Source organism: Blautia sp. NSJ-140 (assembly GCF_022868965.1).
In the GTDB taxonomy this organism is placed as follows: Bacteria; Bacillota; Clostridia; order Lachnospirales; family Lachnospiraceae; genus Blautia_A.
This window is the reverse complement of the sequence record NZ_JALIFS010000003.1, coordinates 220,582-245,405: the sequence shown is the minus strand read 5'-3', so window position 1 is coordinate 245,405 and position 24,824 is coordinate 220,582. Positions and strand designations below refer to the sequence as shown.

Sequence of the window (24,824 nt, the reverse complement as noted above, 5' to 3'; positions counted from 1 at the left end):
GCAGGAGATAAATGGAAAATGAAAAAAATTGGAATCATGGCTGACAGCCACAGTGGCATTTTAAAACAAGAAGCAGAGGAACTGGATATTCATGTCCTTCCTATGCCTTTTTATCTGAATGGAGAACTGTTTCATGAAGACCTGGATTTTTCCAGAAAAGGATTTTATGAAAAGCTACGTGAAGGAGCAGATGTTTCAACTTCACAGCCTTCCCCACAGGAAGTTATGGAAATGTGGGACGAAATGCTTTTATCCTATGATCAGATCCTCTACATTCCGTTGAGCAGTAGTTTAAGCGGTTCCTGCATGACTGCTGCCGCCTTGTCTCAGGAACCAAAATACGAAAACAAGGTGTTTGTGGTAAATAACGGGCGTGTTTCCACACCCCTTCACCGTTCCATTCTGGATGCGATAGACCTGGTGGAAGATGGATATACAGCACAGCAGATCAAGGATATTCTGGAAGCTTCCCGTGAAAAAACCGTGATCTATGTCGGATTAAGCACACTGGAATATCTGAAAAAGGGAGGCCGTATCAATACCACCACAGCACTGGCCGCAAGTCTTCTCAATATCAAACCGGTTATGAAATTTGGGACCGGTAAACTGGATGTTTTCCAGAAATGCAGAGGCATGAAAAAATCAAGAAAAGCCATGATCGATGCTATGCACAGAGAATTGGAAACAACTTTCAAAAAAGAATATGATGCCGGAAAAGTATATCTTATGGCTGCATCCAGCAGTACTGCGGAAGTTACCGCAGACTGGATCTCACAGATCCGGGAAAGCTTTCCGGGAATGGATGTGATGTGTGACGATCTTTCACTTGGACTTTCCTGCCATATTGGCCCGGATGGGCTGGGAATCGGATGTTCCTGCATGCCTTTATAAAAAGGACTCAATACCTTATAAGACAACATTAAACTACATTTAAATCACATAATATTACCATTGCTCGCTTGTGTTCTCTGTTCTTTTATATCTGTCGCATATGTGGTTTGTTGAATATTTACATGGTTTTTTATACTTCACATGTGGATTTGTTGATATTTTTTTCAAATTTCTCTTTACAATCCACATCAACAGTCATATAATAAAGTCACAAACAACAAGAAACCATATTAAAACAATTATAATTCAACAACAAACCACATAGAACACGGAGGGAATATATTATGAAAATTCTTGAGTCTAAATTCGTACAGGGCTTTATCAAAATGGCAGATGATGGATATAAGCAGGGATGGCATGAAAGAAACGGCGGAAACTTAAGCTATCGTCTGAAATCAGAAGAAGTGGAAATGATCCGCCCACGACTGAACGCACCCGGAGAATGGACCCCCATCGGTGTTGAAGTTCCGGGACTTGCAGGCGAATTTTTTCTGGTAACAGGAAGCGGTAAATATTTCCGTAATATCATCGTTGACCCGGAAGTGTGTCTTGCGATCATTGAGCTTGACGAGACAGGAACCAATTACCGTATCCGCTGGGGTCTTGTAGAAGGCGGAAGACCGACCAGCGAGCTTCCGACACATCTTATGAACCATGAAGTAAAGAAAAAACTTACCAACGGTAAACATCGTGTTATTTACCATGCACATACCACCAATACCATTGCACTTACCTTCGTTCTTCCCCTGGATGACAAGGTATTTACCCGTGAACTCTGGGAATCTGCAACTGAGTGTCCGGTAGTATTCCCGGATGGTGTAGGTGTCATCGGATGGATGGTTCCAGGCGGAAGAGAAATCGCGATCAAAACCGCTGAACTGATGAAAAAATATGATGTTGTTATCTGGGCGCATCATGGTATGTTCTGCTCAGGCGAAGATTTCGACCTGACCTTCGGACTTCTTCATACCGTTGAAAAATCCGCAGAGATCCTGGTTAAGATCTTATCTATGGCTCCACAGAAGCTGCAGACTATCACACCGAATGACTTCCGCGCCCTTGCAAAGGATTTCAAAGTAACTCTGCCGGAAGAATTCCTCTACGAGAAAAAATAAATTCTTCGGCTACACAGTTTTATATCATATAACTGTACTCCTATCTGAAACTTTATCGGAAACAACCAAATATTTGCTGATTTTTGCTGATAAATCTGGTATGATAAAAACATATCTGGTTTATCAGCAAATTAATATCAGAAAGGATATGGATAAGGTATGGAAGAATTATATAAAGCGATCGAAGAGAAGATCAAGGCAAGCGGATACCCGCGAAAGATTTCCGGAGAGGAAGTTTACGATGACATCTGCGATCAGATCGATGGGAAAGAGAATGGAAGCTATGTGCTGCTTTCCAAGTTTGATGATGATGTGATCTTTGAATATCATATCACAATTATGGACAGTGAATTTAATCTGGGTGTTCTTACCATGCGTACTCCGGAAGGTGTATTCGAGACAGATTTTGACAAATAATGCTACCGGTTTTGAGTATGGATATAAATTGAATATAATACAAAAGAGGGAGTTGGTTTACGTAATAATAATTATGTAAATCAACTCCATTTCTTTATATCTTTATATGTCATACACAGGGAAGCACATAAAAGCATCTGGTTCACTATATAGCTCTTTACCAAACAGCTGCTTCTCAATGCCAACAATACCAAATATCAGTCCTCGCGAAGACGTACTGCCTTGGCCGCCTGACGCCGTCTGGCATCATCCAGAGCCGCATAATGCTTCTTGGTAGTATTGACATCCTTATGTCCCAAAACATCCGCTACAAGGTAAATATCACCGGTTTCCTGGTACAGGGCAGTACCATAGGTGCTGCGAAGCTTATGCGGGGTGATCTTTTTTGTAGTTGTGATCTCTCTGGCATATTTTTTAACCAGATTCTCGATAGCCTGAACACCGATCCGGCGACGCTGGGTAGAATAGAAGAGAGCGTGCTCATGGCCTGCCAGAGGTGTAATATTCTCCCTGACTTCCAGATATTTCTTCAACGCTTTTTCTACTTCAGGACCAAAGTATACAACCATTTCATTTCCACCTTTCCGGGTAACTTTGATTCCATTGTTTTTGAAATCTACATCCTCAACATCCAGTCCGACGCATTCGGATACTCGGATCCCGGTACCAAGAAGGAGAGTAACAATAGCAAGATCTCTGTCCTTCGTTTTTTCGTGGTACATCCGTTTCTGCCCGGTCAGCGTATCTCCGCAATGCTCAATATAATCCAGCAGCATGGCAACCTCATCTGTATCCAGACGAATAATATTCTTTTCATGGATCTTTGGCACATCGATCAGAACAGACGGGTTGGTGGTGATCATTTCATGTTTATAATAGTAAGCATAAAAACTTCTTAAAGCAGAAATTTTTCGTTTGACGCCACGTTCACCATTTGTTTCCGTTTTGGAAGAGTCGGCGGATTTATAAACTTTGAGAAATTCTTCATATTCCTCAAGATCAACAGCTTTGATCTGATCCAGAACATCAACTGTAAAATCCGACATATTTTTGTCTTTAAACATTGGATTCTGATCTAACAGAAACTGAAAAAATATACGAATATCATATGCATAGGAAATTCTGGTCTTGGTTGTAGTCGTTGCATCAATAGCCCGGAAATAATCCCTGCAAAATGGCGGAAGCGTTTTTAAAACCTCACGGAGTTTTAAAGTATTGTCAATGTCATTTTGTTCGTGGTAAGTAATTTTGTTATCCATAAAAACTCCTTAATATATAAATTTACATAATTTGCAGGAAATACCTGAAACACCTGTTAAAAGAAGTGGTTTTGCACCCATCTATATCTATACGACAAACCCGAGTTTTTCAAATAGATTGGTAGTGTAAACGGCTACTTCCGTAGATTTTCATCAAAAATAACGGTGAACGGCCCGTCATTTTCCAGAGATACTTTCATATCTGCACCAAAGATTCCATGTTCCACAACCGGAACCTGTTTACTGGCTTCCGAAATAATATACTCATATAATTTATTTGCTTCATCCGGTGCACCAGCTTCTATAAAGCTTGGACGGTTTCCCTTACGACAGTTTGCATATAAGGTAAACTGTGAAACCAAAAGCAATTCCCCGTTTACATCTGCCAGAGACAAATTGGTCTTTCCATTTTCATCCTCAAAAATACGAAGTCCCAGAAGCTTTTTCAGATACCAATCTGCATCCTCCCTGGTATCCTCTCGGCCAACGCCGATCAGAACAAGAAAACCCTTTCCGATTTTTCCGACAATTTCTCCGTCTACTTTGACTTCTGCATGATTTACACGCTGAATTACAAACTTCATAACCTGTTCTTCCTCCGTCTCCGTCTGTTTTTCTGCTTCAGTCGAAAACCTACATATTTCGCCTGAATAAATTTAACTAAAAATGTAAACATTCGTTTAATTTCATCCCAAGCCCCGGACCAGATTCTGTTTTTTTCCGCTTTTACTGTAACTTCCTGTGCTTTTGATACGTTTTTTTTCACCGGCATTGGCAGAACCTTTCCGGAAACAGGATCTACACAGTCAATATCTCTATAAAACTCAGCATCTGCAGACATATCTTTTTCATCAAGACTACGTCCGATCAGCTTCCATACGGCAGCATTCAGCACAGCAAATACCGGAACTCCAACGATCATTCCCGGAACTCCAAATAAACCACCACCGACCATGATTGCAACAATAACCATAAAGCTGGACAGTCCGGTCGACTCACCCAGGATCTTTGGTCCAAGAATATTTCCGTCAAACTGCTGAAGGATCAGAATAAAGATCAGGAAATACAAACTCTGAATGGGATCTACCAGCAAAATAAGAAGAATACATGGAACTGCTCCCAGATATGGACCGAAAAACGGAATAACATTTGTAACACCGACGATCACACTGACCAGAATCGCATATGGAGTTCCAATTATCGATGTTCCAACATAACACAATACACCAATAATTGCAGAATCCAGGATCTTTCCGCTGATAAATCCACCAAAAGTTTTATGCGTAAAACGCATGGAATGAACAAGAAAAGTTGCCCATTTGGTTGGAAGTGCTGCATAGACCGCCATTTTTGCCTTGGCAATAAACCCCTCTTTATCCGCCAATATATAAAGAGATACGATCGCTCCAATAAGGAAATTCTTCAGAAAAACAAGAAGATCCAGAAAGCTCGCAGATATATTTTTCATCATAAACTGCATCTGGGGAAGGATCGTATTTGTCAAATACTCCTGTAATCTGCTGGAATACTGATTGATCTGACTGATCATATCCGGATTCAGTTTCCATCCCTTTTCCACGACGGAGTTTAACCATTTTTCCACTACACTTACATAATGAGGAAAACTGTAGATAATATTCATGATGCTTCGAATCAATTGAGGAAGGATCATCATGACAAGGGCATAAATGACCAGAAACATAAAAAATACAGAAAGGATCACACAAATCCAGCGTACTACTTTCCTCCCCTTTTTCTGAAGTGTTTTATTCCTTTTTTCAAAAATCGGAAAAATGATCTTCCGCTCCAGAAAATTAACAATGGGAGTTAGCAGATATGCTATGGCAGCTCCGTAAATGATCGGCGCCATAATACCGAAAAATGTTTTAATTCCGGTGATCAGAGATTTCATATGGAAAATCCCATAATAAAATAAAATACTGGCAGCAATAACCAGAAATGCAGTCACACCTAACTGCACATAGCGATGGTTCCAACGAATTTTCATAGTAATTTCCTCCACCATGTGATTATAACATAGCATCTCTGGTTTGTGTCTAAAAAAAACATAAACATTCCTTTTAATAACTTATAGGATAATTCTGAAACACCCTGCCATAAAAAATGGCAGGGTGTCTGAAATCTGATGTTTATTTTTTCAGGCTGTCATAAATGTGAATGGCTTCGATAATTGCCTTCGCAGTTCCATCAATGCCAAGCTTGCTACTATCCAGACAAAGATTATAGCTGTCCGCAGATCCCCATTTCTTGTTGGTGTAATAATTATAGTAGCTGGAACGGCTTTTGTCTGTTTTGTTGATCATGTCCTTGGCCTCTTTAGCATTTTTATTGTATTTCTGAGAAATACGGTTGATACGCCAGTCAAGGTTTGCATGAACAAATACACTGAAACAATCCGGATTATCTGCAAGTGCATAATCCGCACATCTGCCGACCATTACACAAGGACCTTCTGAAGCCAGCTTCTTGATCGCCTCAAACTGTGCAAGAAAAATCTTATGGTTCATAGGCATGTCTGTAAATCCGGCTGAGGAATACCCAAATGAATAAGTATCCATCACAAGAGAATAAAGAAAACTGTTTGTTGGCTTCTCATCATGATGCTCAAACAGCTCCTTGCAGATCCCACTGTCATTGGCTGCGTGCTCCAGCAGCTCTTTATCATAGCATTTGATTCCAAAATATTTAGCAACTTCCTGGCCGATCTGCCTTCCGGCGCTGCCATATTTACGACCGATAGTAATAATAGAACTTGTTGTATTGTTACTCATAACAGCCACATCCTTTCTGTCCAGATTCAGCGAATTTGTAAATATTAACTCTGCTTCCTCTTTAATATAGTTATTATACAATATATTTCACGTGTTTTCCAGCTATTTTCGCAATTTTATCAGCAATTTAACAAAATATTCCGGAAGTGGGGCTGTAAATTCCATATATTCACCGGTACGTGGATGAACAAATCCAAGAATCATTGCATGAAGTGCCTGTCCCTCCAGATGATAAGGATTTCTGGATGAACCATACACCGTGTCCCCAAGAAGCGGATGTCCGATACTGGCCATGTGCACACGAATCTGGTGGGTACGCCCTGTTTCAAGCCGACATTCCACATACGTGGCCTCGCCAAAACGTTCCAGCACTTTATAATGTGTTATTGCATCTTTACCATTTTTATGATTGATGGCCATTTTTTTACGATCTGTCGGATGCCGTCCAATAGGTCCCTCTATTGTTCCCTCATCCTCTTTCAGATTTCCCTGCACAACTGCCCGGTAGCGTCTGCGGATACTGTGACATTTCAGCTGTTCTGCCAGATCCCGGTGAGCAATATCATTTTTGCATACCAACAGCGCTCCGGTGGTATCCTTATCAATTCTGTGGACAATTCCGGGCCGCATCACTCCGTTAATACCGGAAAGGCTGTCACCACAATGTGCCATAACTGCATTGACCAGTGTCCCCTGATAATGCCCGGCTGCTGGATGTACAACCATCCCTTTGGGCTTATTAACAATCAGTACATCTTCATCCTCGTAAAGAATATCCAGCGGAATGTCCTCCGGAATGATATCCGGCTCACTGGAATCCGGGATCTCCAGATGGATCCTGTCATTTTCACGAACCTTATAATTAGATTTGGCAGCTTTCTCGCCCACGGTAATCTGTCCTTCTTTCAGAAGTTTCTGGAGGAAAGACCTGGAAAGACCGCTGTCTTTCTCAGCAAGATAGCGGTCGATTCGTATACCTGATTCTTCTTTTTCTACTGTATAATCATATATTTCCATTTATATCTCCTACAAGAACAGACAAATGCATTATATGTCTCTCTGCCCGAATTACTGTTTGATATTCAGAAACGCAAAATCATCATCCCTGTATTTCGTGCACACAAACAGGATCAGAAAAATTCCACTTACAACCACATAAACATCCGCAAGATTAAATACCGGAAAATCGATCAGGGAAAAATAGATAAAATCGATCACATATCCTCTGAAAAAACGATCAATAAAATTTCCCAGTGCACCGGCTGCAAGTACTGTAGCAATGGTGAGCAAAGGCAGATAAAACCGCTCTTTCGGAATACGGATCCATGCATAGAGGATCACTCCCAGAAACAGCACACTCACAATGGCAAAAAAGAATACACTTCCCTGAAACATTCCAAACGCGATTCCCTTGTTTTCAGGATAGAGATAATGAAGTTCAAGTACGCCGGAAATCAGCGAAACAGATGGTTGTCCTTTCAGATACAGATATGACAGCCATTTTGCTCCCTGATCTGCAGCCACGAGTAAGATCAGTAAAAAAATGTCTCCCGACATACACTTACTAAAAGACATTTTCTGATGATGGTTAACACGACTGATCATAGAGTTATCTCCTGAATACAGGAAAGCAGTTCTTCATCGGTAACTGTTTTGTCGATAAAGCTTTTTCCGATACCATCCATCAGGATAAACCTGATATGTCCCTGTTCCATTTTTTTATCTTTCTTTGTTGCGGAAAGAACTTCTTCCGGGATAAGGCCCTCTACATGCACCGGAAGATCGTAATCCGAACATCCCTGACAGATTTCCTGATATTCTTCTCTGGTCAGAAGTCCTCGTTTCATGGAAAGATATGCCGCAGCTACCAATCCGACTCCTACACACTGTCCGTGGAGCAGGGTGAAATTCTTAAGTTTTTCTACTGCATGCCCCACAGTATGTCCCAGGTTAAGAAGTGCACGCTCGCCCTGTTCCTTTGGATCACGCTCCACAACGCCGGCTTTGATCTCACAGCACCTGCGTACCATTCTGGCAATCTGTTTCATGTCCAGCTTTTTGATCTCTTTCTGTTCACAGCATACATAGCGGAAAAAATCTCCATCACAAATCAGTCCTGTTTTTAAAATCTCACCCATTCCGCAGGCAAACTGTTCTGCCGGAAGTGAAGAAAGAGTGCTTAGATTCATATAAACAAGACGTGGCTGGTGAAAAGCTCCTACCATGTTTTTGTACTGCTGAAAATCTACACCGGTTTTTCCACCCACACTGCTGTCTACCTGTGCAAGCAGTGTTGTCGGTACCTGAATGAAGTCAATCCCCCTGAGATAAGTTGCTGCACCAAATCCGGTAAGGTCGCCTACCACACCACCGCCTAATGCAACAAGCAGACTTTTTCGATCAAAACCATTTTTGATCAGAACCTGATACAATGCCGAAACGGTATTAAGGTTTTTGTTTTTTTCTCCTGCCTCAAAGGTGAACACAGAAATATCAGAACTTACCTCACTTAAAACCCGCCTTACAGATTCTTCATACAGTGGTCCCACATTAGAATCTGTCACAATGCAGATTTTTCTGTCGACAAGTCCCTCTTCCTTCATAACCTGTGCCAGATTAGAAAAATCTTCTTCAAAACAGATGGGATAATGAAAATCACCTTCTCGTTTTACAAGTAATTTTGATGCTGCCATTGCGTTTTCCTCCTAGCTGTTCAGATATAAAGCAGAATCCGTACCCCAAGACGTCCTTTTTTTGTCTGACGGGATACTCCATCATAAATAAAACGTCCCTTTTTCCGAACGGATATGATGTCTCCCTCTTTTGGCTCATAACCATTGGATGTGATCAGTTTTCCATTTACAAAAACAAGCCCTTCTTCAATACAATGCACAATACTGCTTCTGGAAGTTCCAAAAGCCAGCGCGATCAGAGAATCCAGGCGTACGGATGCACAGGTTCCACTAACTGGTTTCAGTTCCGGTCTCGGAAGATCACCCGGATCTTCTATCTTCGACGCCACAACTGTGGTATGTCTTACACGACACAGATTCTCCAGAAAAAAATCTGTCATCTGACGCAGACAGAAAAAGCTCGCAGTATGATCTTCTATAAGAATATCCCCAACAACACTCCTGTCAACCCCAAGATTCAGAATCGCTCCCAAATAATCCCGATGTGTCAGATCTTCTGAAAATTTCACTGCTTTTGGCTCGAGCCGGATACAATCAATGGGATAATCCCATGTAAAAGCAAGAGCATCAGGGTGAAAGGCTACCATCTGACGCTCTGCATTCTCGTATCCGCCAAAACCTTCCGCTGTAACACCCAGCTTATGAAAATTTTGACTGTTTAAAATATTCCGTTCATTTAAATTAAGAAAATCCGTAAATGTGGTAATATCTCTCTGATAGGCCAGATTTGCCAGTTCACGGATTCTCTTAACAAAAAGTTCTTCTTTATCCATGAGGTTAATAACCCACTCTTACAGACGGCACAGAACCGCCAAGGATATTCTGAAGATCACCTGTAATATCTACATTATATGGTCCAAGTACAAAAATATAGCTGGATACCTGCTGAAGGCTTCCTCCAAGTGAATAACATGCACCGGAAGTAAAATCGATGATCCTCTGTGCAAGCTCCACATCGATTCCTTCAAGATTCAGGATAACAGTAGAATTATCGACCAGTGTATCCGCAATTTCTCTTGCTTCCTCCATTGTTGTAGGCTTGATCACACAAACTTCCATATTTGCAGCCTGGGAAGAACGCTTGCTTGTACGCATCGGAGTGATCTTGGAAGAAGGTGCCGGTCTGGAAATACGGTCCTGTCTTGCCGGAGCCTTGGCTGCAGCTGTCTTTGCAGATGACTTGGCAACAGGTGCCTTAACCGTTTCATCTTCCGGCTCATCATCCAGAAAATCCTCTTCCTCGTCATTTTTTTTCTTGGAAAATTTCTCAAAAAATTTCTTCTTTGGTTTCTCTTCCATATCATCATCTTCATCGAGGAAATCGTCGTCATAATCGTCCTCATCCTCAAGAAGGCTATCATCTAACAATTCGTCATCGTCATAATCGTCGTTCAGTTTGATGGCATCTAAAAACTTGTCTAAAACGCCCATTTTAAATCTCCAATCTTATTAGTCTTATAATGCGTAATTTCTTGCACCAAAAATACCAGTGCCTACCCGCACCATCGTAGCGCCCTCCTGCACGGCAACCATGTAATCTCCGGTCATTCCCATGCTCAGAACACTCATAATAACATTATTAATGTTTTTAGCAGCAATGTCAACACTTAATTTCTTAAGTTCACGGAAAATTTCGCGATTTTCCTCTGCATTATCAACATAGGGAGCAATTGTCATGAGCCCATTTATCTGAATGTGTGAAAAATCTGCGATCTGTTCTATAAACGGTAAAACTTCTTCCGGTTTCAGACCAAATTTACTTTCTTCCTGCGCTACATTTACTTCTATAAGGATCGGGACGATAACCGCTTTTTTCGCTGCTTCTTTTTCAATCGTCTCGGCCAGGCGAAGCGAATCTACAGAATGGATCATTGCAACTTTATCCACAATATATTTTACTTTATTACGCTGAAGATGTCCGATCATATGCCATTTGACATCTGAAGGCATCTGATCATATTTATCTACAATCTCCTGCACTTTATTTTCTCCAAAGACACGTGCTCCGGCATCATAAGCCTCCTTCAGCATCTCCACCGGTTTGGTTTTGCTTACTGCGATCAGTGTGACTTCATTCGGATCTCTGTTTATTTTATTGCAGGATTCATTAATATTTTTCTGCACCTGTGCCAAATTTTCCGCTACCATGATATAAAGCCTCCTTTAATTAGTAAAGTATATCCTGTTCACTTACTTTATCTGCATTTTTCACAATACGGTCATATCGGACAAGCCCATTATAGGTTTCCTTTGATACAACTGCATATTCCTCATTTTCATCCAGGATCTCGATCCGGCGGAATACCGCATATCCCTGATTGATACAGAAAACTCCCTCCAGAACTTCTGTATCTCCGATGATAAACTTCTCTCCACTATCCGGATCAACAAGAGCATCGCCTTCTTTAAATTTATTCTTGTCTACGTAATAAATATAGCTTGTTTTCTGTGTTTCTTTGTCTGTGATCTCATCACGGCCATAGATACCGGCACTGACAAAGGTTTTTGTACTGTTGCCCTTTTTATTTCTGCCGGAAAGCATAAATCCCGATTGCTGTGTTTCAGCATCCGTCGTAAGATATTTGGAAGGTATTGCATAAAACTCCTTCGTTACGATAGAAGATAACGGAATCTTTAAACCTGTCACATTGTTCGTGACAAGCTCTATTTCCAGAAACCGGTCTGACGCATATCGGATCAGCCCCTTATTAAAATCGATCTTGCCATATTTAGCCCCATCGATCTCCATGATCGAAAAGTCTCCTGTCTGCGTCAGATCATCTTTCAGGAACTTGACGCGGATCGATGTACGCTCCTTCAGATTAGCAGCCTGCTTCTCACTTAAAGGGATCAAAAGACTCCAGCGTTCATCTGTAATAATCGTATAAATATCATCTCCGGCCTTTATCTGTCCATCTGTTTTCAGATCCGTTTCCTGATAGGAATTCTGATCAAAATCAGCAGCTGTGACATTATCAACGGTTTTTGTTTCGTAGCCATCTGTAGAATACAGGATGACTCCGTCTGTCTGCGCACGGCGGATATTCGGATCACTGGAAACTATTGTTGTAACTGTGGCTTCTTCTCCATCTTCAGACGTCGTACTTGCAGAAGAAGCTCCCGAACTATCTGAAGCATACTGAAGGATGCTTCCATTGAGCTGATATTTAAAACTATAGGTACTGTTAAATTTGCTGGGATCAAATCCTTTGGAAAAGCTTTGCATATTACTGCGTATATCCGCCAGTTCCTCTCTGCTCAGAGAGGTTACATTGTCTGCAGATCTTGAGCTGTTCAGGCTGTAGACAGCACCGTTGGCATTGATCTTGGTACCTTCCCTTGCGTAATATGTAACGTAACCGCCTGCATCTGCCTGCACTACGTTCTCTGTCATGATCGCCAGCCCTGTGTATGTCTCATTCATGGATAACGGACCGGAGGGAACCTGATAAGATTCCATATGAGAAGCTGTAAGATAAAGAATCACACTAAAGATCATATAGATAAAAATTGCTCCGAACATTACAGTTCCAATGTTCAGGCCAAAAATTTTACGAAGCTTTGCTAAGAATCCCGGAGTTTTTCCGGAATGTACTTTATTGTCCGGCAAATGAATGCCTCCTTTACATCGTTCATCTCTTAAAGTTCGTTTTATTGTAACATTTTATTTAAATGAATACAAGCTTTAAAACGTGCGAACATACTTTCCGAATATCCGTTTGCCATTTTTTCAAAAGTATGTTATACTATTTAAAATATAATTTCGTGATGCTGTCATATTATGGTCGACAGCAGATAAAATCAACCCAGGGAGGTAAGTACACATGACATATGGCAGAATCAGTAAAAAGCAGCAGGAAATACTGGATTATATGAAAAACGAGATCCTTAACAGAGGTTTCCCGCCCTCCGTCCGTGAAATCTGTGAAGCAGTAAACCTGAAATCCACATCTTCCGTTCACTCCCATCTGGAAGCTCTGGAAAAAAACGGATATATCCGCAGAGATGCCACCAAGCCCCGTGCGATCGAGATCATTGATGATAATTTCAATCTGGTCCGCCGCGAGGTTGTCAATGTTCCTCTTGTAGGCACTGTTGCTGCCGGACAGCCGATTCTGGCAGTGGAAAATATCGACGCTTACTTTCCGATCCCGGCTGAATATATGCCCAATGAACAAAGTTTCATGCTGACTGTCAAAGGCGACAGTATGATCAATGCAGGTATTTTTGATGGAGATCAGGTTCTTGTAAAGCAGCAGGCAACAGCAGAAAACGGCGACATGGTGGTTGCTCTGATCGATGATTCTGCAACAGTTAAGACTTTCTACAAAGAAAATGGTTATTATCGACTTCAGCCGGAGAACGACAATATGGAACCGATCATCATTACCGGCAATCTGCAGATCCTCGGCAAAGTATTTGGTGTATTTCGTTTCTTTTCATGAAAGCATAAACAACTGATCCCAATGTAATGTGATCTAAAAAGAGAGATATCTTTAAGGTAGCTGTACTGCCCCACAAAGATATCTCTCTTTTCTTTTTCAGCAGAAAACCTCTGCTTTTTGATTTCCTTTTTTAGTTTACATAATATTTTTACAGTAAACTAATATAACGAATTTTATTCATTCTCACCAAGAAATTCTTCCGCATCAAGAATCTTGCCGTCTCTCCAGATTCTCTCAAGATCGTAGAAAAGTCTGTTTTCCTCATCAAAGATATGGATGATCATATCACCGTAATCCATGAGGACCCAGCTGGAGTTTCTGGTTCCCTCGATCTGTTTTGCTTCATATCCGGCACGGCCAAGCATTTCATCTGCATTGTCAACCATTGCCTGTACCTGATTCTGGTTGGAAGCACTTGCGATCACAAAATAATCTGCGATCACGGAAACCTCATGGATATCAATGATCTTGATATCCTTTGCTTTTTTATCATCCAGTGCCTTGCAGGCAATCCGGACCATATCTTTTTCGATACTCATAAATTTTAATCCTCCTGTCTGTTGGCTGCATCCTGCATTTTTCTGTCATGGAGTTCTTTATAATAAACATAAGCATCCCTGGTCGTACTGTCGATTTCCTTGGGATTTTCCTCCAGATATTCCAGTGTATCCTTTAAAATCTCATACATACACTCATCCAGATCTTCAAAAGCAATCTTTCGCACCTTCGCAAGATTCGGAGCCTTGTCACGCATTGGTTCAATATAATCTGAAATATATACGATCTTCTCAAGAAGACTCATTCCCGGTCTTCCTGTTGTATGATAAGTGATCGCTGTCAGGATCTCTTCGTCTTTAATATCATATTTACTGCTGGCCACATAAGCCCCCAGTTTGGCATGAAGAAGAAACGGATGATCCTTTTCAAAATCTGATACCGGAATATCATGCTGGCTGCACAGCTTCAGTTTCTTTTTATTAGGAATACACTTTGCACTGTCATGAAGAAGTCCTGCAGCCTGTGCATCCTCCAGATCATAATCATAAACCATGGCAAGCGCAGCACAAGTGTACATAACCCCCATTGTATGCTCAAATCTGGCCTCATCCAGATATTTGGAAAGTTTCTTTTTTATCTTGATAAAATCATATTTTCCCATCTGAATCATTTCCTTTATAGATATCATTTTTCTCGATATAGGAAATCACAGGCTGGGGAACATAGTAGCGGAGACTCTGCCCGCTTTCATGCCAGGAACGGAGCAGTTCACTGGAAACATCAATATTCATGGTATCCAGTCGAATAAAATTTCCGTTATACTTCTGTGACAGAAGTTGCATCTGCTGATCAAGTTCCTTCAATGGAGTATGATCTCTGGTTGCCACTACCAGTACTGCTTCATGACAAATGCGTTCCGGTTCCATCCAGGTATCAAAATTAAAAAGCGAATCTGCACCGATGATAAAATAATACTCTGTGTCCGGATTCGCTTTATTCAGCTGTTCCAGAGTCCGGTAAGTATACGTATAGCCTTCCTCATGCATCTCGATCAGAGACAGCTCAAAGTGAGGATTATCCTCTATGGCAAGACGGACCATTTCCGCACGCTGTTCATCAGTCGCTCTGCCCTTACGGTTCCGTTTATGAGGTGGATTTCCGCAGGGCATAAACAAAACCTTATCAAGTTCAAGCTGTTCATAGGCTTTTTCTCCCAGGATCAAATGCCCCATATGAATGGGATCAAAAGTACCACCCATGATTCCTATTTTCTTTGTTGCTTTGCTCATTTATAACCTCCCGAGATTAGGGAAGAATGATTTTTTTCTTGTCCTTTTTACCTTCTCTGTAGAGAACGATCTTTTTACCGATCACCTGTACTACCTGAGATCTTGTTCTCTCTGCAAGAACCTGTGCCATTTCACGCGGATCCTCCAGACAGTTCTGAAGAACGCTGATCTTGATCAGCTCTCTTGCTGCAAGAGCTTCCTCAACAGCAGCGGTATTTTCAGGAGTAAGACCACCCTTGCCAAGCTGAAGGATCGGATCCATTGTCATGGCAAGGCCTTTTAAATATGCTCTCTGCTTACTTGTCATTGTCATACCTCTTTATTTATAATAATCAAAATCAAAGCCATACATACGAACCGTATCACCTTCCTGGATACCGGCTTTCTCCAGTTCCTCCAGGATACCGCCCTCTTTCAGGAATTTCTGGAAGAAAGCAAAGCCCTTCTCGGAATCCAGATTTGTATAGCCAAGCATTTTTTCAATCTTAGGACCTTCCACAAGGAATACTTCCGGATCTTCCTCGCTGCGCTCCACAGTAAATGGAAGATTTTCATTTACAAGAACATCTTCCGGGAAGAATTCCTGTTCAAACACTACCGGTTTCATCGGGCTCTTATCCAGAAGCTCTTTCACATGGAAAAGGAGTTCTCTGACACCCTGCCCGGTAACGGCTGAGATTGGATAAACCGAAATGCCCTGTGGCTCAAATTCTGCTTTCAGTTGATCAATAGGGCTTTCTTCGCCATCATCAAAAATACAGTCGATCTTGTTGGCTGCGATCACCTGTGGTCTTGCTGCAATTTCCGGATTGTAGGCCTCCAGTTCTTTATTGATCTTGTGGATATCCTCCACTGGATCACGACCTTCTACGGAAGCTGCATCTACAATATGGATGATAACTCGTGTACGCTCAATATGACGGAGGAATTCATGTCCAAGCCCTACACCTTCCGATGCGCCCTCGATCAGTCCCGGGATATCAGCGATAACAAAGCCGCCGTTATCAGTATCTACAACGCCAAGATTAGGACTTAACGTTGTAAAATGATAGTTGGCGATCTTCGGCTGTGCATTTGTCACACGGGAAAGGAAGGTAGATTTACCAACATTCGGAAATCCTACCAGACCAACATCTGCGATCACTTTAAGTTCAAGGAGAACCTCAAGTTCCTGAGCCGGCTGTCCAGGCTGGGCATATTTCGGTACCTGCATGGTAGCTGTTGCATAGTGCTGATTGCCTTTTCCACCACGACCGCCTTTTAATACGATCTGTCTGCGATTCTCACCGGACATATCCGCGATGACCTTGCCGGATTCCGCATCCATGATCACCGTACCTTCCGGAACCTTCAGGACCACATCCTTACCATCTGCACCATGGCAGCGTTTTTTACCGCCTTCCTGGCCATCCTCAGCTTTATATTTTCTTCTGTGTCTGTAGTCTCCGAGAGTATTCTGGCCCTCGTCGATCTCAAAAATCACATCACCGCCACGGCCACCATCGCCGCCGTCCGGCCCGCCATTGGGTACATACAGTTCACGGCGGAAGCTTACATGTCCGTCGCCGCCTTTACCGGAGCGGATAATGATCCTTGCTCTATCTGCAAACATATTACACCTCTATTCCAAAAAAAGGCTCCAAACCGGATCGATTTGAAGCCTTTTACCTATTTCATTACTCTGCGTCTACAGGAACGATAGAAACCTGTTTCTTATCGCGACCTTTTCTTGTGAATCTTACGACTCCGTCTGTAAGTGCAAATAAAGTATAGTCTTTACCGCAGCCTACGTTTTCACCTGGGTGAATCTTGGTTCCGCGCTGTCTGTAAAGAATGTTTCCGGCTTTTACAAACTGTCCGTCTGCTCTTTTCGCACCTAATCTCTTAGACTCGGAATCACGACCGTTCTTTGTAGAACCAACTCCTTTTTTATGTGCGAATAACTGAAGGTTCATCTTCATCATTGTTGTTACACCTCCTTGACTTTTACTGTCAAATATCGATTGTTATAACTACCAGCAATTTCCGTCAGACCGAGAAGTAAGGAATCCATAAGGAGCATCCCCCGTTCAGAAAGATCATTTCTGAAATGAATGGAAACAAATCCATCATTTTCCTGCACATCAAATTTATCATCTGTGAATTTCTCAAGAGAATTCACCGTGGTAATGATCAGTGCAGATACCGCAGCACAGACAATATCCTGTCCGGCTTCCGCATAACCGGCATGTCCCTTCGAAATAAATTCTTCGTAAGATCCGTTTTTCTTTCTGACTTTAATTGTAATCATGATGACACCAGATTAACCGTTAATCTTTTCGATCTTAACCTTGGTGTACTGCTGTCTGTGTCCGTTTTTCTTGTGATATCCAGTTTTGCGTTTGTATTTGTAAACGATGACCTTGCGATTCTTACCGTTTTCAACTACAGAAGCGGTAACACTGGCATCTTTTACATCCTCGCCAACCTTTAATCCGTCATTGCTGACTGCGATCACGTTGTCAAATGTTACGGTTTCACCAGCTTCTACACCGAGCTTTTCAACTTTAATTACGTCACCCTCGGCAACCTTGTACTGTTTACCACCTGTTGCAATAATTGCGTACATTTGTGGCACCTCCTAATTATTTACTCGCCAAATTCGGTGGCTTCTGTTCTGAAACTGAAGCTCTTTAACCTCTTTGTGCGGCATACTCGATTATCATAACAGTGACATACTGTTATGTCAATAGTTTTTTTGACATTTTTATTATTTTTTTGTAAGTTCCCGAATGTCCTCAATCACCGGACGTCTTACTTTCTTTCTGGTCATTTCCAGGATATGCAATGGTGTGATATCAATGGCCCTGCTCTTTATCGGATCTTTTCTGAGAAGCTTCTGTAAAACATGAAAGAGTTCATCTCTGTGATCCGGATTTTCCATGTTGATAAAATCAATCAGGATAATACCTGAAAGATTACGCAGCCGTAACTGCCGGCTGATCTCCGCAGCCGCTTCCAGATTGATCTTGCGGAAGGTTTCTTCCATTTTCTTTTTTCCGGTATATTTTCCACTGTTTACATCAATGGATACAAAGGCTTCCGTCTGCTGGATCACCAGAAATCCGCCACTGTTCAGCCATACTTTTTCTTTCTGGATCGCATCCAGTGCAGTTTCCACGCGATACAGCTTATAAAGCGGAAGAAGTTTGTCCTGATAAAAACGAAGCTTCTCTTTAAGCTCCGGGCTGATCTCTTCCAGATATCCCAGGATCATTTCTCTGATTTCCGGCACATCGGTAATGATCTCATCCAGGTCACGACCATACGCATCTCTCACAGCCGCCACATAAAATGGTTCTGTCTCCAGTACCAGACTGAAACAGGTTCGGTTCCGTCCCTGGACCACAGCTTTATGGTAGCGGCCCTTCAGCCACTCCAGTTCCTTCAGGATCTCTTCTTTGGAAGCATCTGCGGCATTGGTCCGGACAATGATCCCGAATTCCTTATCCGGACGCTCTGCTTCTTCTTTCAGCCATCCGCTGAGGCGATGGCGGTCTTCCTGTGCCAGCTTGGAAGACAGACCAAACTTTTTATCTCCTGTAGTGAGAACAAGATATCTTCCCGTAAAATTCAGATTGGAGGTCAATGCCGGAAGTTTCCCCTTCATGGCATCCCTGCTTACCTGGACCAGAAGCTCATCTCCAGGCCGCAATGGTCCGTTGCCTTTTCTTCCTGCGGAAAAAACAGCTCTCTGTGCCTCCGCAAGAGGGTAGTAGCATCTCTTTCCAGGCTCGATCTGCACAAAAGCCGCCTGGATATTGGATGCGATATTTTCGACCTGTCCGGTGTATATATTTCCAAGAATGGATTTTTCCTGATCGGATTCCAGCCGGATCTCGACGATCCGTTCCTCCTCTGAAAGGGCCGCTACTGTACAGGACACACCATGGATCTCCATTCTTGTAATGATCAGTTTACTCAATTTCCTCACCTAATGATTCCAGAGTCACAAAACGTGGACTTGCATTTTCTCCTTCATCGGCATACATTTCCAGACGTTTCACTGTGAAGGCAAATTCCGGAAGTTCTTCTCCAAGCCAATGAAAAAAGGTGTTTGTTACCATCTCCGGCTTCGTATAATTAGAGCTTGCAGATGCCAGCATATAGAAGAACCCATTCTCTCTTACTTCCATTTTATAGATATTCGGGCGGAGATCGATTTCCTTTTCGCTGCGCTTAGTCTGCTTGGTCACTTTGATCTCCGGCTGTGCCAGAAATTCCTTCACTTGTCCTTTCCAGTCGATAGAAGGCTCTTTGCCCGGACGGAACTCCACAAGATAATCTGCTGCTGCCACCAACGCCATCGCTTTACCCGCTTTTCCATCCTCTACCTTGCGAACACTTACGATATGCATCCCCTCTGCCATCTGTTCCTCCAGCCGGGCTGCGATCTCTGCAGTAGGCATATCTTCTGCCATTTCCAGGTCAAAATAATCTCCGAGACTCTCCATCCCTACTCCAAGTGGAACCGCAAAAGACATGATCATATGCGGGCTGTACCCGCCGGAAAACGCTACCGGAAGCTCTGCACGACGAAGCGCTTTCTGGAAATAACGCATGGTATCCAGATGTCCCACAAACTTCATAGGACCCTCTTTGCTGAATTTAATTCTTACCTTCAAGGCAGACACCTCCTTTAAATTTCATAGCTCCACATGCGGAACATTTCTGACGGCAGTTTTCTGTCACAACACCCTCTTTTGCACGCTGCCATTCTCGCTCCAGGAATCTGCGGCTGACACCGGTATCAATGAAATCCCATGGAAGGATCTCATCCAGGCTTCTTTCACGAAGTGTGTAGAATGTCATATCCACTCCGCATTCAGCCATAGCATCCTTCCAGATATCATAATCAAAATTTTCTGTCCAGGCATCGTAAAGGGCACCTTTTTCATAAGCCTTCAGGATCACATCCGCACATCGTCTGTCCCCACGTGCGAGAAATCCTTCCAGAGCTGTTACATCCGGTTCATGCCAGTTATAACGGATACTTCTCTGATTCAGTTGGGCACGGACTTCATTTTTAACCACCTTGGCTTTTTCCACAAAATCCTGCTCCGTATACATTGGTGCCCACTGAAATGGGGTAAAGGGCTTCGGCACAAAGAAAGAAGTGCTGACGTTGATCTGTACCTTACCTTTACGCTGTTCTTTCGGAACCACCTCATAATAGGTCTCTGCGATCTTCTGTGCCAGATGAGCAATTCCCTTCATATCGTCTTCTGTTTCTGTGGGAAGACCAAGCATAAAGTAAAGCTTCACCTGATTCCAGCCGCCCTTGAACGCTTCGCCTGCACCATGGAGGATCACTTCCTCTGTCAGGCCTTTGTTGATAACGTCACGAAGTCGCTGAGAACCAGCCTCCGGAGCAAAGGTCAGGCTGCTTTTCTTTACATCCTGCACTTTACTCATAACATCCAGTGCAAACGCATCGATCCTGAGAGATGGTAAGGAAATATTAACAGCCTTTCCATGAAACTCTTCGATCAGGAAGTTCACCAGTTCTTTCAGCTGGGAATAGTCACTGGAGCTTAAGGAACTGAGGGAAATCTCTTCATGTCCTGTATTTTTCAGCATGGTACGCGCCGATTCCTTCAAAGTCTCCACATCACGTTCACGGGTCGGACGGTAGATCATACCTGCCTGGCAGAAACGACAGCCTCGAATGCATCCTCTCTGGATCTCAAGAGTTACACGATCCTGTGTTGCCTTGATGTGAGGAACAACCGGCGCCTCCACAGCCCGGTATTCCTTTTCCATATCAATGATCAGCTGTTTCTGGACCTTCTCAGGAACACCATCCGCCGTCGGTGCAAAGGATGCGATCGTACCATCTTCTTTATAGGTAACTTCATAGAGAGACGGAACATAAATTCCAGGAATCTTAGCTGCTGCCAGGAGAAAATCCTTCCTGCTGCCACCAGCCTTTTTATTGGCCTTGTACGCATCAAAAAGTGCATCATAAACAGTTTCACCTTCTCCGATATAAAACATATCAAAAAAAGGTGCCAGCGGCTCCGGATTATACGCACAGGCACCACCACCGATCACAATAGGGAAATCCTCACCACGGTCTGCGCTTTTCAGCGGGATACCACTGAGATCCAGTACCTGGAGGATATTGGTATAGCACATCTCGTACCCAATCGTAATTCCAAGAAAATCAAAATCCCGGATCGGCTCCTGGGATTCCAGTGCAAACAACGGGATCTTCTTCTCCCTCATCACCTTATCCAGATCCGGCCATGGGGAAAAGAGCCGCTCACACCATACGTCCTCACGCTGGTTGAACATGTTATAGAGGATCATCATGCCGAGGTTTGACATTCCGATCTCGTAGACATCCGGGAAGCACATGGCAACTCTAATGTCAATTTTAGACAGGTCTTTCATTACGGAATTGACTTCACCACCGATATAGCGGGCTGCTTTGTCAACTTTTAGCAATATTTCATCATTTAATGCTAATTTTCTCATAGTTTTCCTTTCGCTAGTTGTACATATTATACAAGCTGGTCGAATTAGTAAGCAGTCTGTACAATATATAACTCATATTAAATAATATGTCATTTCACCTGCTGAAAACCCTCTAAAAAAGGCTGTTCAGGGCGTTTGGTCAAAAAATGGGTTTTCTACAAATACTTGACAATAAATATCACGTTTTGTGAAAAGCCAGTATTTATAAGGTTTTTTCCGGTCCATATAGCACAAAAAAAACAATTCCTGTCAGAGAACATTTTTCTCAAAAACCAAGTGCCATGTAGGGTGAAAATTTGACATATATCTTTTGCTATTATAAACGCATCAACAGGTAAATTCAAGATTATATGTCATAATACCCTGTTACATCCGGCATATCCAGTGAATGAGCATTTTTAGATTCAGGAATGACTTCGTCCACAAACGGTTGTATCATAGAAGCAAGATTAACTACTTTCATTTTCGATTTTACATAAATCTCTTTTGTAAAATCAGAGCTGTAATGCCCAAGGCTAGTTGAAATTGCTTTCATGCTCACATGATACTGGGAAAGTATTGTAGCATATGTGGTTCGTAGTTTTCTCCATTCAATAAAGCGGAACCCGCATTTTTTTACAACTCTTTTATATGGTTTGTCTTTAAAACTTCTGTTCCATGGCAGACCATTGTCCTGGCATATAAGATATCCAAGATCATGGAAATCGTCTCCCAGATACTCTTTTAGTTCATCATAATGTCTGCGTTGAAGAATGATTTCATCAATTACAAAGTCGGCTAACGGCACTTCTCTGACGCTGTTATGAGTTTTGGTACGTTTTTCCTGCGTTAATAAGTTCTGTCCTGGGACACCGTCATTTGTAATTGTGCGTCCCAACTGGCTTTCCACATAAAGCTTGTTGTTCATAAAATCAATGTTTTGATACTTGACAGCAATCGTTTCTGAAATTCTCAATCCAGTTGTAACAGCAAGCAGCATAGCCATAAAGATATGCGGTTCTTCTGTTTTGCAGGTATATAAAGGCATGGATACCTGTTCTACAGAATAGACGTTTGAACGGTCTGATAATTTCTTCTGAAATTCCTTTTTCTGCTTTTTGACATATTCTCTTCTGGTTCCTCTTTTTTGGGCTTTATGAAGAGTGATTGCAGAATCCACGAGGTTATTGGAAACATAACCGTTTATCCGGGCATACTTAAACGAACCAGATAATACTCCATAAGCAACTCTCAGCATATCAGGAGACTTAATGGTATCAAGTCCCTTGATAAAGTCATCACTTTTTAAATCGCAGAGGTATTTATTACCGATTGCCTTAACCAGGTAATTATAGATGATATTTCGGTAAGACATAAATGTGTTATATGCAATATCCTTTGTGTCAATCATATAATAATACAGCCAGTAATCAAAAAACTCTTTTACTGTATAATCATATGGAAAAAATTCCTGGTTATATAACTGCGCTATTACAATTTCCCTTGCCTTGGAAGCTTCTGTCTTGGTGTCAAACCCACCTTTTTGGTAATCCGCCTGATCTCCAGATTCAAAGGTAAACGTTACCCTGTAACAGTATTTTTTTCTTGACTTCAGATATACGATACTGTCATTAAATTTCCATGAAATAATCTTTCCATAAAAAAATGTTTCCCTTACGTCCGGACGTTTTATTTCTTTTACATGCATTATTTTCCACCTCCACTGTTTGTCAGGGCGATGGCAGGATCCATGGTATGAGATATAGTTGCCTTGATCTGATCTTGGGCATCCATAATACCGCAGTAAATATCAAAGGTTGTATTAATATTTTTGTGTCCGAGTACTTCCGAAATCTTCTCCAGAGGAATGTTCATCTCAATTAATGCAGTTGCACACATGTGTCTTAGTGTGTGCATGGAAATGTGAGGCAGATTACAGGATTTGGTAATAGCATTAATTCCTGTATTAAGTGTTGCATCACTTTTTATCCGCCCATACATTCCAAGGCAGACATAATCCTTGAAGTCACGATTTCCAGTCTTTGCAATGATACGTTCATTTTCTTCCCTGCGGATTTTCAATTCATCAAAAATAGCAGATGGAACTACGAGGCACCGGTTACTGTTTAAGGTTTTCGGTGGTTTGAAAGTCCTTTCAGAAGAGTAATGATAATCCCTGGTATACTACCGCTGTATTGTAAGGGTTCGGGATTTTTTGTGGAAATCAGAATATTTGAGACCTAAGATTTCACCCGTTCTCAGCCCACATACCAAAGCAAGCAGGATTTCAAAATAACAAGTATGATAAACCTTAGCGGTACGAACAAAAGAGCTTATTTGCTCTTTTGTGTATAGATCTATTTTTTTCTGCTTGAATAACAAGGTTTTATTCCCAAAAGAACTTTTGGCGATATGAAACCACTCTTTTCTGCCTCTTTTAAAATGACGCGCAGAACCTTATAAGTCATCTCGCCGGAACTGTTGCTGTACTTTTTACATTCGGAAAGCAAATCATTTACAAAAGTGTCTGTCAGCATACTTAATAGAACATCTCTGCGGATTTTGGGCAGTATGATTTTGTAAATTACCCAGAAATACTTTAGCTGGTTGCTGCTGTCTGTAAATTCTGTCAGGTAGTGTTCATGCCAGTACTGCAGATATTCTGCAAAAGTATAGGAGTTCTGGGTAAGATTCTTGATACGGAAAATTGCCTTTCTGTAAATCTCCTCTGAAATAAGATAGCTTTCAGATGCTTCCTCTTTTGACTGGAATCCGGTTTTAATGTCATACTCAATTGCGTATGTCTTTGCATTGATTTTCTTTTCAATATGGTTCCATGAACCATTTTTTTCAAATACATTATAATTTGTCAATGATACTTGCATTGTGGTCCTCCTTTAAAGTAACACAGAATGCCCCCTTCATTG

At 42.0% G+C, this 24,824-nt stretch carries 29 protein-coding genes; 4 read left to right on the top strand and 25 right to left on the bottom strand.

All coding sequences use genetic code 11. The annotated features are described in order from the left end of the window. The first annotated feature begins 18 nt into the window (after positions 1–18). From MUB50_RS05490 to MUB50_RS05480, 3 genes are all read left to right on the top strand, one after another. Entirely contained in the window at positions 19–891 is an 873-nt protein-coding gene (locus tag MUB50_RS05490; protein ID WP_118515451.1) for a DegV family protein, read from the top strand. 284 nt (positions 892–1,175) lie between these two features. Next, on the top strand, positions 1,176–2,006 hold the full coding sequence (rhaD, locus tag MUB50_RS05485) for a rhamnulose-1-phosphate aldolase (RefSeq protein ID WP_118624684.1): 831 nt from the start codon (positions 1,176–1,178) through the stop codon (positions 2,004–2,006). A 159-nt stretch (positions 2,007–2,165) separates the two neighbouring features. Next, on the top strand, positions 2,166–2,423 hold the full coding sequence (locus MUB50_RS05480; RefSeq protein ID WP_059085862.1) for a hypothetical protein: 258 nt from the start codon (positions 2,166–2,168) through the stop codon (positions 2,421–2,423). 197 nt (positions 2,424–2,620) lie between these two features. Here MUB50_RS05480 and MUB50_RS05475 read toward each other — a convergent pair whose 3' ends face one another. From MUB50_RS05475 to MUB50_RS05425, 11 genes are all read right to left on the bottom strand, one after another. Next, a complete protein-coding gene (locus MUB50_RS05475) occupies positions 2,621–3,682 on the bottom strand; it encodes a tyrosine-type recombinase/integrase (protein WP_118369250.1) in 1,062 nt (353 codons plus the stop codon). Positions 3,683–3,816: 134 nt separating this feature from the next. Then, the gene (dtd, locus tag MUB50_RS05470; RefSeq protein WP_118515445.1) at positions 3,817–4,266 is read right to left on the bottom strand and encodes a D-aminoacyl-tRNA deacylase; all 450 of its coding nucleotides are present in this window, start codon (positions 4,264–4,266) and stop codon (positions 3,817–3,819) included. Next, positions 4,263–5,690: an AI-2E family transporter gene (locus MUB50_RS05465; RefSeq protein ID WP_138277544.1), complete on the bottom strand. Its 1,428-nt coding sequence runs from the start codon at positions 5,688–5,690 to the stop codon at positions 4,263–4,265. The genes dtd and MUB50_RS05465 overlap by 4 nt, the downstream gene beginning before the upstream one ends. 142 nt (positions 5,691–5,832) lie before the next feature. After that, the gene (locus MUB50_RS05460; RefSeq protein ID WP_021978034.1) at positions 5,833–6,474 is read right to left on the bottom strand and encodes a cytidylate kinase-like family protein; all 642 of its coding nucleotides are present in this window, start codon (positions 6,472–6,474) and stop codon (positions 5,833–5,835) included. Between the two features lie 102 nt (positions 6,475–6,576). Next, complete coding sequence (locus tag MUB50_RS05455) at positions 6,577–7,491, bottom strand: RluA family pseudouridine synthase (protein ID WP_118624686.1); 915 nt, start codon at positions 7,489–7,491, stop codon at positions 6,577–6,579. A 51-nt stretch (positions 7,492–7,542) separates the two neighbouring features. Next, positions 7,543–8,079: a signal peptidase II gene (gene lspA, locus MUB50_RS05450; RefSeq protein ID WP_244790394.1), complete on the bottom strand. Its 537-nt coding sequence runs from the start codon at positions 8,077–8,079 to the stop codon at positions 7,543–7,545. Next, positions 8,076–9,167, bottom strand: coding sequence for a 3-dehydroquinate synthase (gene aroB, locus MUB50_RS05445; RefSeq protein ID WP_244790392.1), 1,092 nt, complete (start codon positions 9,165–9,167; stop codon positions 8,076–8,078). Before aroB ends, lspA begins: the two co-directional genes overlap by 4 nt. Positions 9,168–9,187: 20 nt before the next feature. Beyond that, entirely contained in the window at positions 9,188–9,940 is a 753-nt protein-coding gene (locus tag MUB50_RS05440; protein WP_021652062.1) for a YlmH family RNA-binding protein, read from the bottom strand. 4 nt (positions 9,941–9,944) lie between these two features. Next, positions 9,945–10,598 carry a cell division protein SepF gene (locus MUB50_RS05435; protein WP_244790390.1) on the bottom strand — a complete coding sequence of 218 codons (654 nt, stop codon included), beginning with the start codon at positions 10,596–10,598 and terminating at the stop codon, positions 9,945–9,947. Positions 10,599–10,622: 24 nt separating this feature from the next. Then, the gene (locus tag MUB50_RS05430) at positions 10,623–11,315 is read right to left on the bottom strand and encodes a YggS family pyridoxal phosphate-dependent enzyme (RefSeq protein WP_118515432.1); all 693 of its coding nucleotides are present in this window, start codon (positions 11,313–11,315) and stop codon (positions 10,623–10,625) included. A gap of 19 nt (positions 11,316–11,334) precedes the next feature. Beyond that, complete coding sequence (locus tag MUB50_RS05425; protein ID WP_118515431.1) at positions 11,335–12,777, bottom strand: HlyD family efflux transporter periplasmic adaptor subunit; 1,443 nt, start codon at positions 12,775–12,777, stop codon at positions 11,335–11,337. Positions 12,778–12,991: 214 nt separating this feature from the next. Between MUB50_RS05425 and lexA the strand changes: the two genes are divergently transcribed. Further along, the gene (gene lexA / locus MUB50_RS05420) at positions 12,992–13,612 is read left to right on the top strand and encodes a transcriptional repressor LexA (RefSeq protein WP_015525162.1); all 621 of its coding nucleotides are present in this window, start codon (positions 12,992–12,994) and stop codon (positions 13,610–13,612) included. 173 nt (positions 13,613–13,785) lie between these two features. On the opposite strand, the gene rsfS is transcribed toward lexA, so the two are convergent. The 14 genes from rsfS to MUB50_RS05350 form a co-directional block, all read right to left on the bottom strand. Next, positions 13,786–14,151 carry a ribosome silencing factor gene (gene rsfS / locus MUB50_RS05415; RefSeq protein ID WP_118515429.1) on the bottom strand — a complete coding sequence of 122 codons (366 nt, stop codon included), beginning with the start codon at positions 14,149–14,151 and terminating at the stop codon, positions 13,786–13,788. A gap of 5 nt (positions 14,152–14,156) precedes the next feature. Continuing rightward, positions 14,157–14,771: a bis(5'-nucleosyl)-tetraphosphatase (symmetrical) YqeK gene (yqeK, locus tag MUB50_RS05410; protein ID WP_015525164.1), complete on the bottom strand. Its 615-nt coding sequence runs from the start codon at positions 14,769–14,771 to the stop codon at positions 14,157–14,159. After that, positions 14,758–15,399 (bottom strand): nicotinate-nucleotide adenylyltransferase, encoded by a 642-nt coding sequence (gene nadD, locus MUB50_RS05405; protein ID WP_118624700.1) that lies wholly within the window; start codon positions 15,397–15,399, stop codon positions 14,758–14,760. The genes yqeK and nadD overlap by 14 nt, the downstream gene beginning before the upstream one ends. A 16-nt stretch (positions 15,400–15,415) precedes the next feature. Beyond that, positions 15,416–15,706, bottom strand: a complete 291-nt coding sequence (yhbY, locus tag MUB50_RS05400) for a ribosome assembly RNA-binding protein YhbY (protein ID WP_021978046.1) — start codon at positions 15,704–15,706, stop codon at positions 15,416–15,418. A 12-nt stretch (positions 15,707–15,718) separates the two neighbouring features. After that, positions 15,719–17,011, bottom strand: a complete 1,293-nt coding sequence (obgE, locus tag MUB50_RS05395) for a GTPase ObgE (protein WP_114001606.1) — start codon at positions 17,009–17,011, stop codon at positions 15,719–15,721. Positions 17,012–17,075: 64 nt separating this feature from the next. After that, positions 17,076–17,363, bottom strand: a complete 288-nt coding sequence (rpmA, locus tag MUB50_RS05390) for a 50S ribosomal protein L27 (protein ID WP_015525168.1) — start codon at positions 17,361–17,363, stop codon at positions 17,076–17,078. A 5-nt stretch (positions 17,364–17,368) separates the two neighbouring features. Beyond that, a complete protein-coding gene (locus MUB50_RS05385; RefSeq protein WP_244790388.1) occupies positions 17,369–17,689 on the bottom strand; it encodes a ribosomal-processing cysteine protease Prp in 321 nt (106 codons plus the stop codon). A 12-nt stretch (positions 17,690–17,701) separates the two neighbouring features. Further along, positions 17,702–18,007: a 50S ribosomal protein L21 gene (gene rplU / locus MUB50_RS05380; RefSeq protein WP_015525170.1), complete on the bottom strand. Its 306-nt coding sequence runs from the start codon at positions 18,005–18,007 to the stop codon at positions 17,702–17,704. Between the two features lie 141 nt (positions 18,008–18,148). Next, the gene (locus MUB50_RS05375; protein WP_334303617.1) at positions 18,149–19,372 is read right to left on the bottom strand and encodes a ribonuclease E/G; all 1,224 of its coding nucleotides are present in this window, start codon (positions 19,370–19,372) and stop codon (positions 18,149–18,151) included. Continuing rightward, positions 19,356–20,072, bottom strand: coding sequence for a TIGR03936 family radical SAM-associated protein (locus MUB50_RS05370; RefSeq protein WP_334297425.1), 717 nt, complete (start codon positions 20,070–20,072; stop codon positions 19,356–19,358). Before MUB50_RS05370 ends, MUB50_RS05375 begins: the two co-directional genes overlap by 17 nt. Further along, on the bottom strand, positions 20,047–21,918 hold the full coding sequence (locus tag MUB50_RS05365; RefSeq protein ID WP_244790386.1) for a TIGR03960 family B12-binding radical SAM protein: 1,872 nt from the start codon (positions 21,916–21,918) through the stop codon (positions 20,047–20,049). The genes MUB50_RS05370 and MUB50_RS05365 overlap by 26 nt, the downstream gene beginning before the upstream one ends. A gap of 346 nt (positions 21,919–22,264) precedes the next feature. Beyond that, positions 22,265–23,605 carry a site-specific integrase gene (locus tag MUB50_RS05360; protein ID WP_244790384.1) on the bottom strand — a complete coding sequence of 447 codons (1,341 nt, stop codon included), beginning with the start codon at positions 23,603–23,605 and terminating at the stop codon, positions 22,265–22,267. Beyond that, the gene (locus MUB50_RS05355) at positions 23,605–23,979 is read right to left on the bottom strand and encodes a tyrosine-type recombinase/integrase (protein WP_244790382.1); all 375 of its coding nucleotides are present in this window, start codon (positions 23,977–23,979) and stop codon (positions 23,605–23,607) included. The genes MUB50_RS05360 and MUB50_RS05355 overlap by 1 nt, the downstream gene beginning before the upstream one ends. A 275-nt stretch (positions 23,980–24,254) precedes the next feature. Continuing rightward, entirely contained in the window at positions 24,255–24,782 is a 528-nt protein-coding gene (locus tag MUB50_RS05350) for a hypothetical protein (RefSeq protein WP_244790380.1), read from the bottom strand. Between the last annotated feature and the right edge of the window lie 42 nt (positions 24,783–24,824).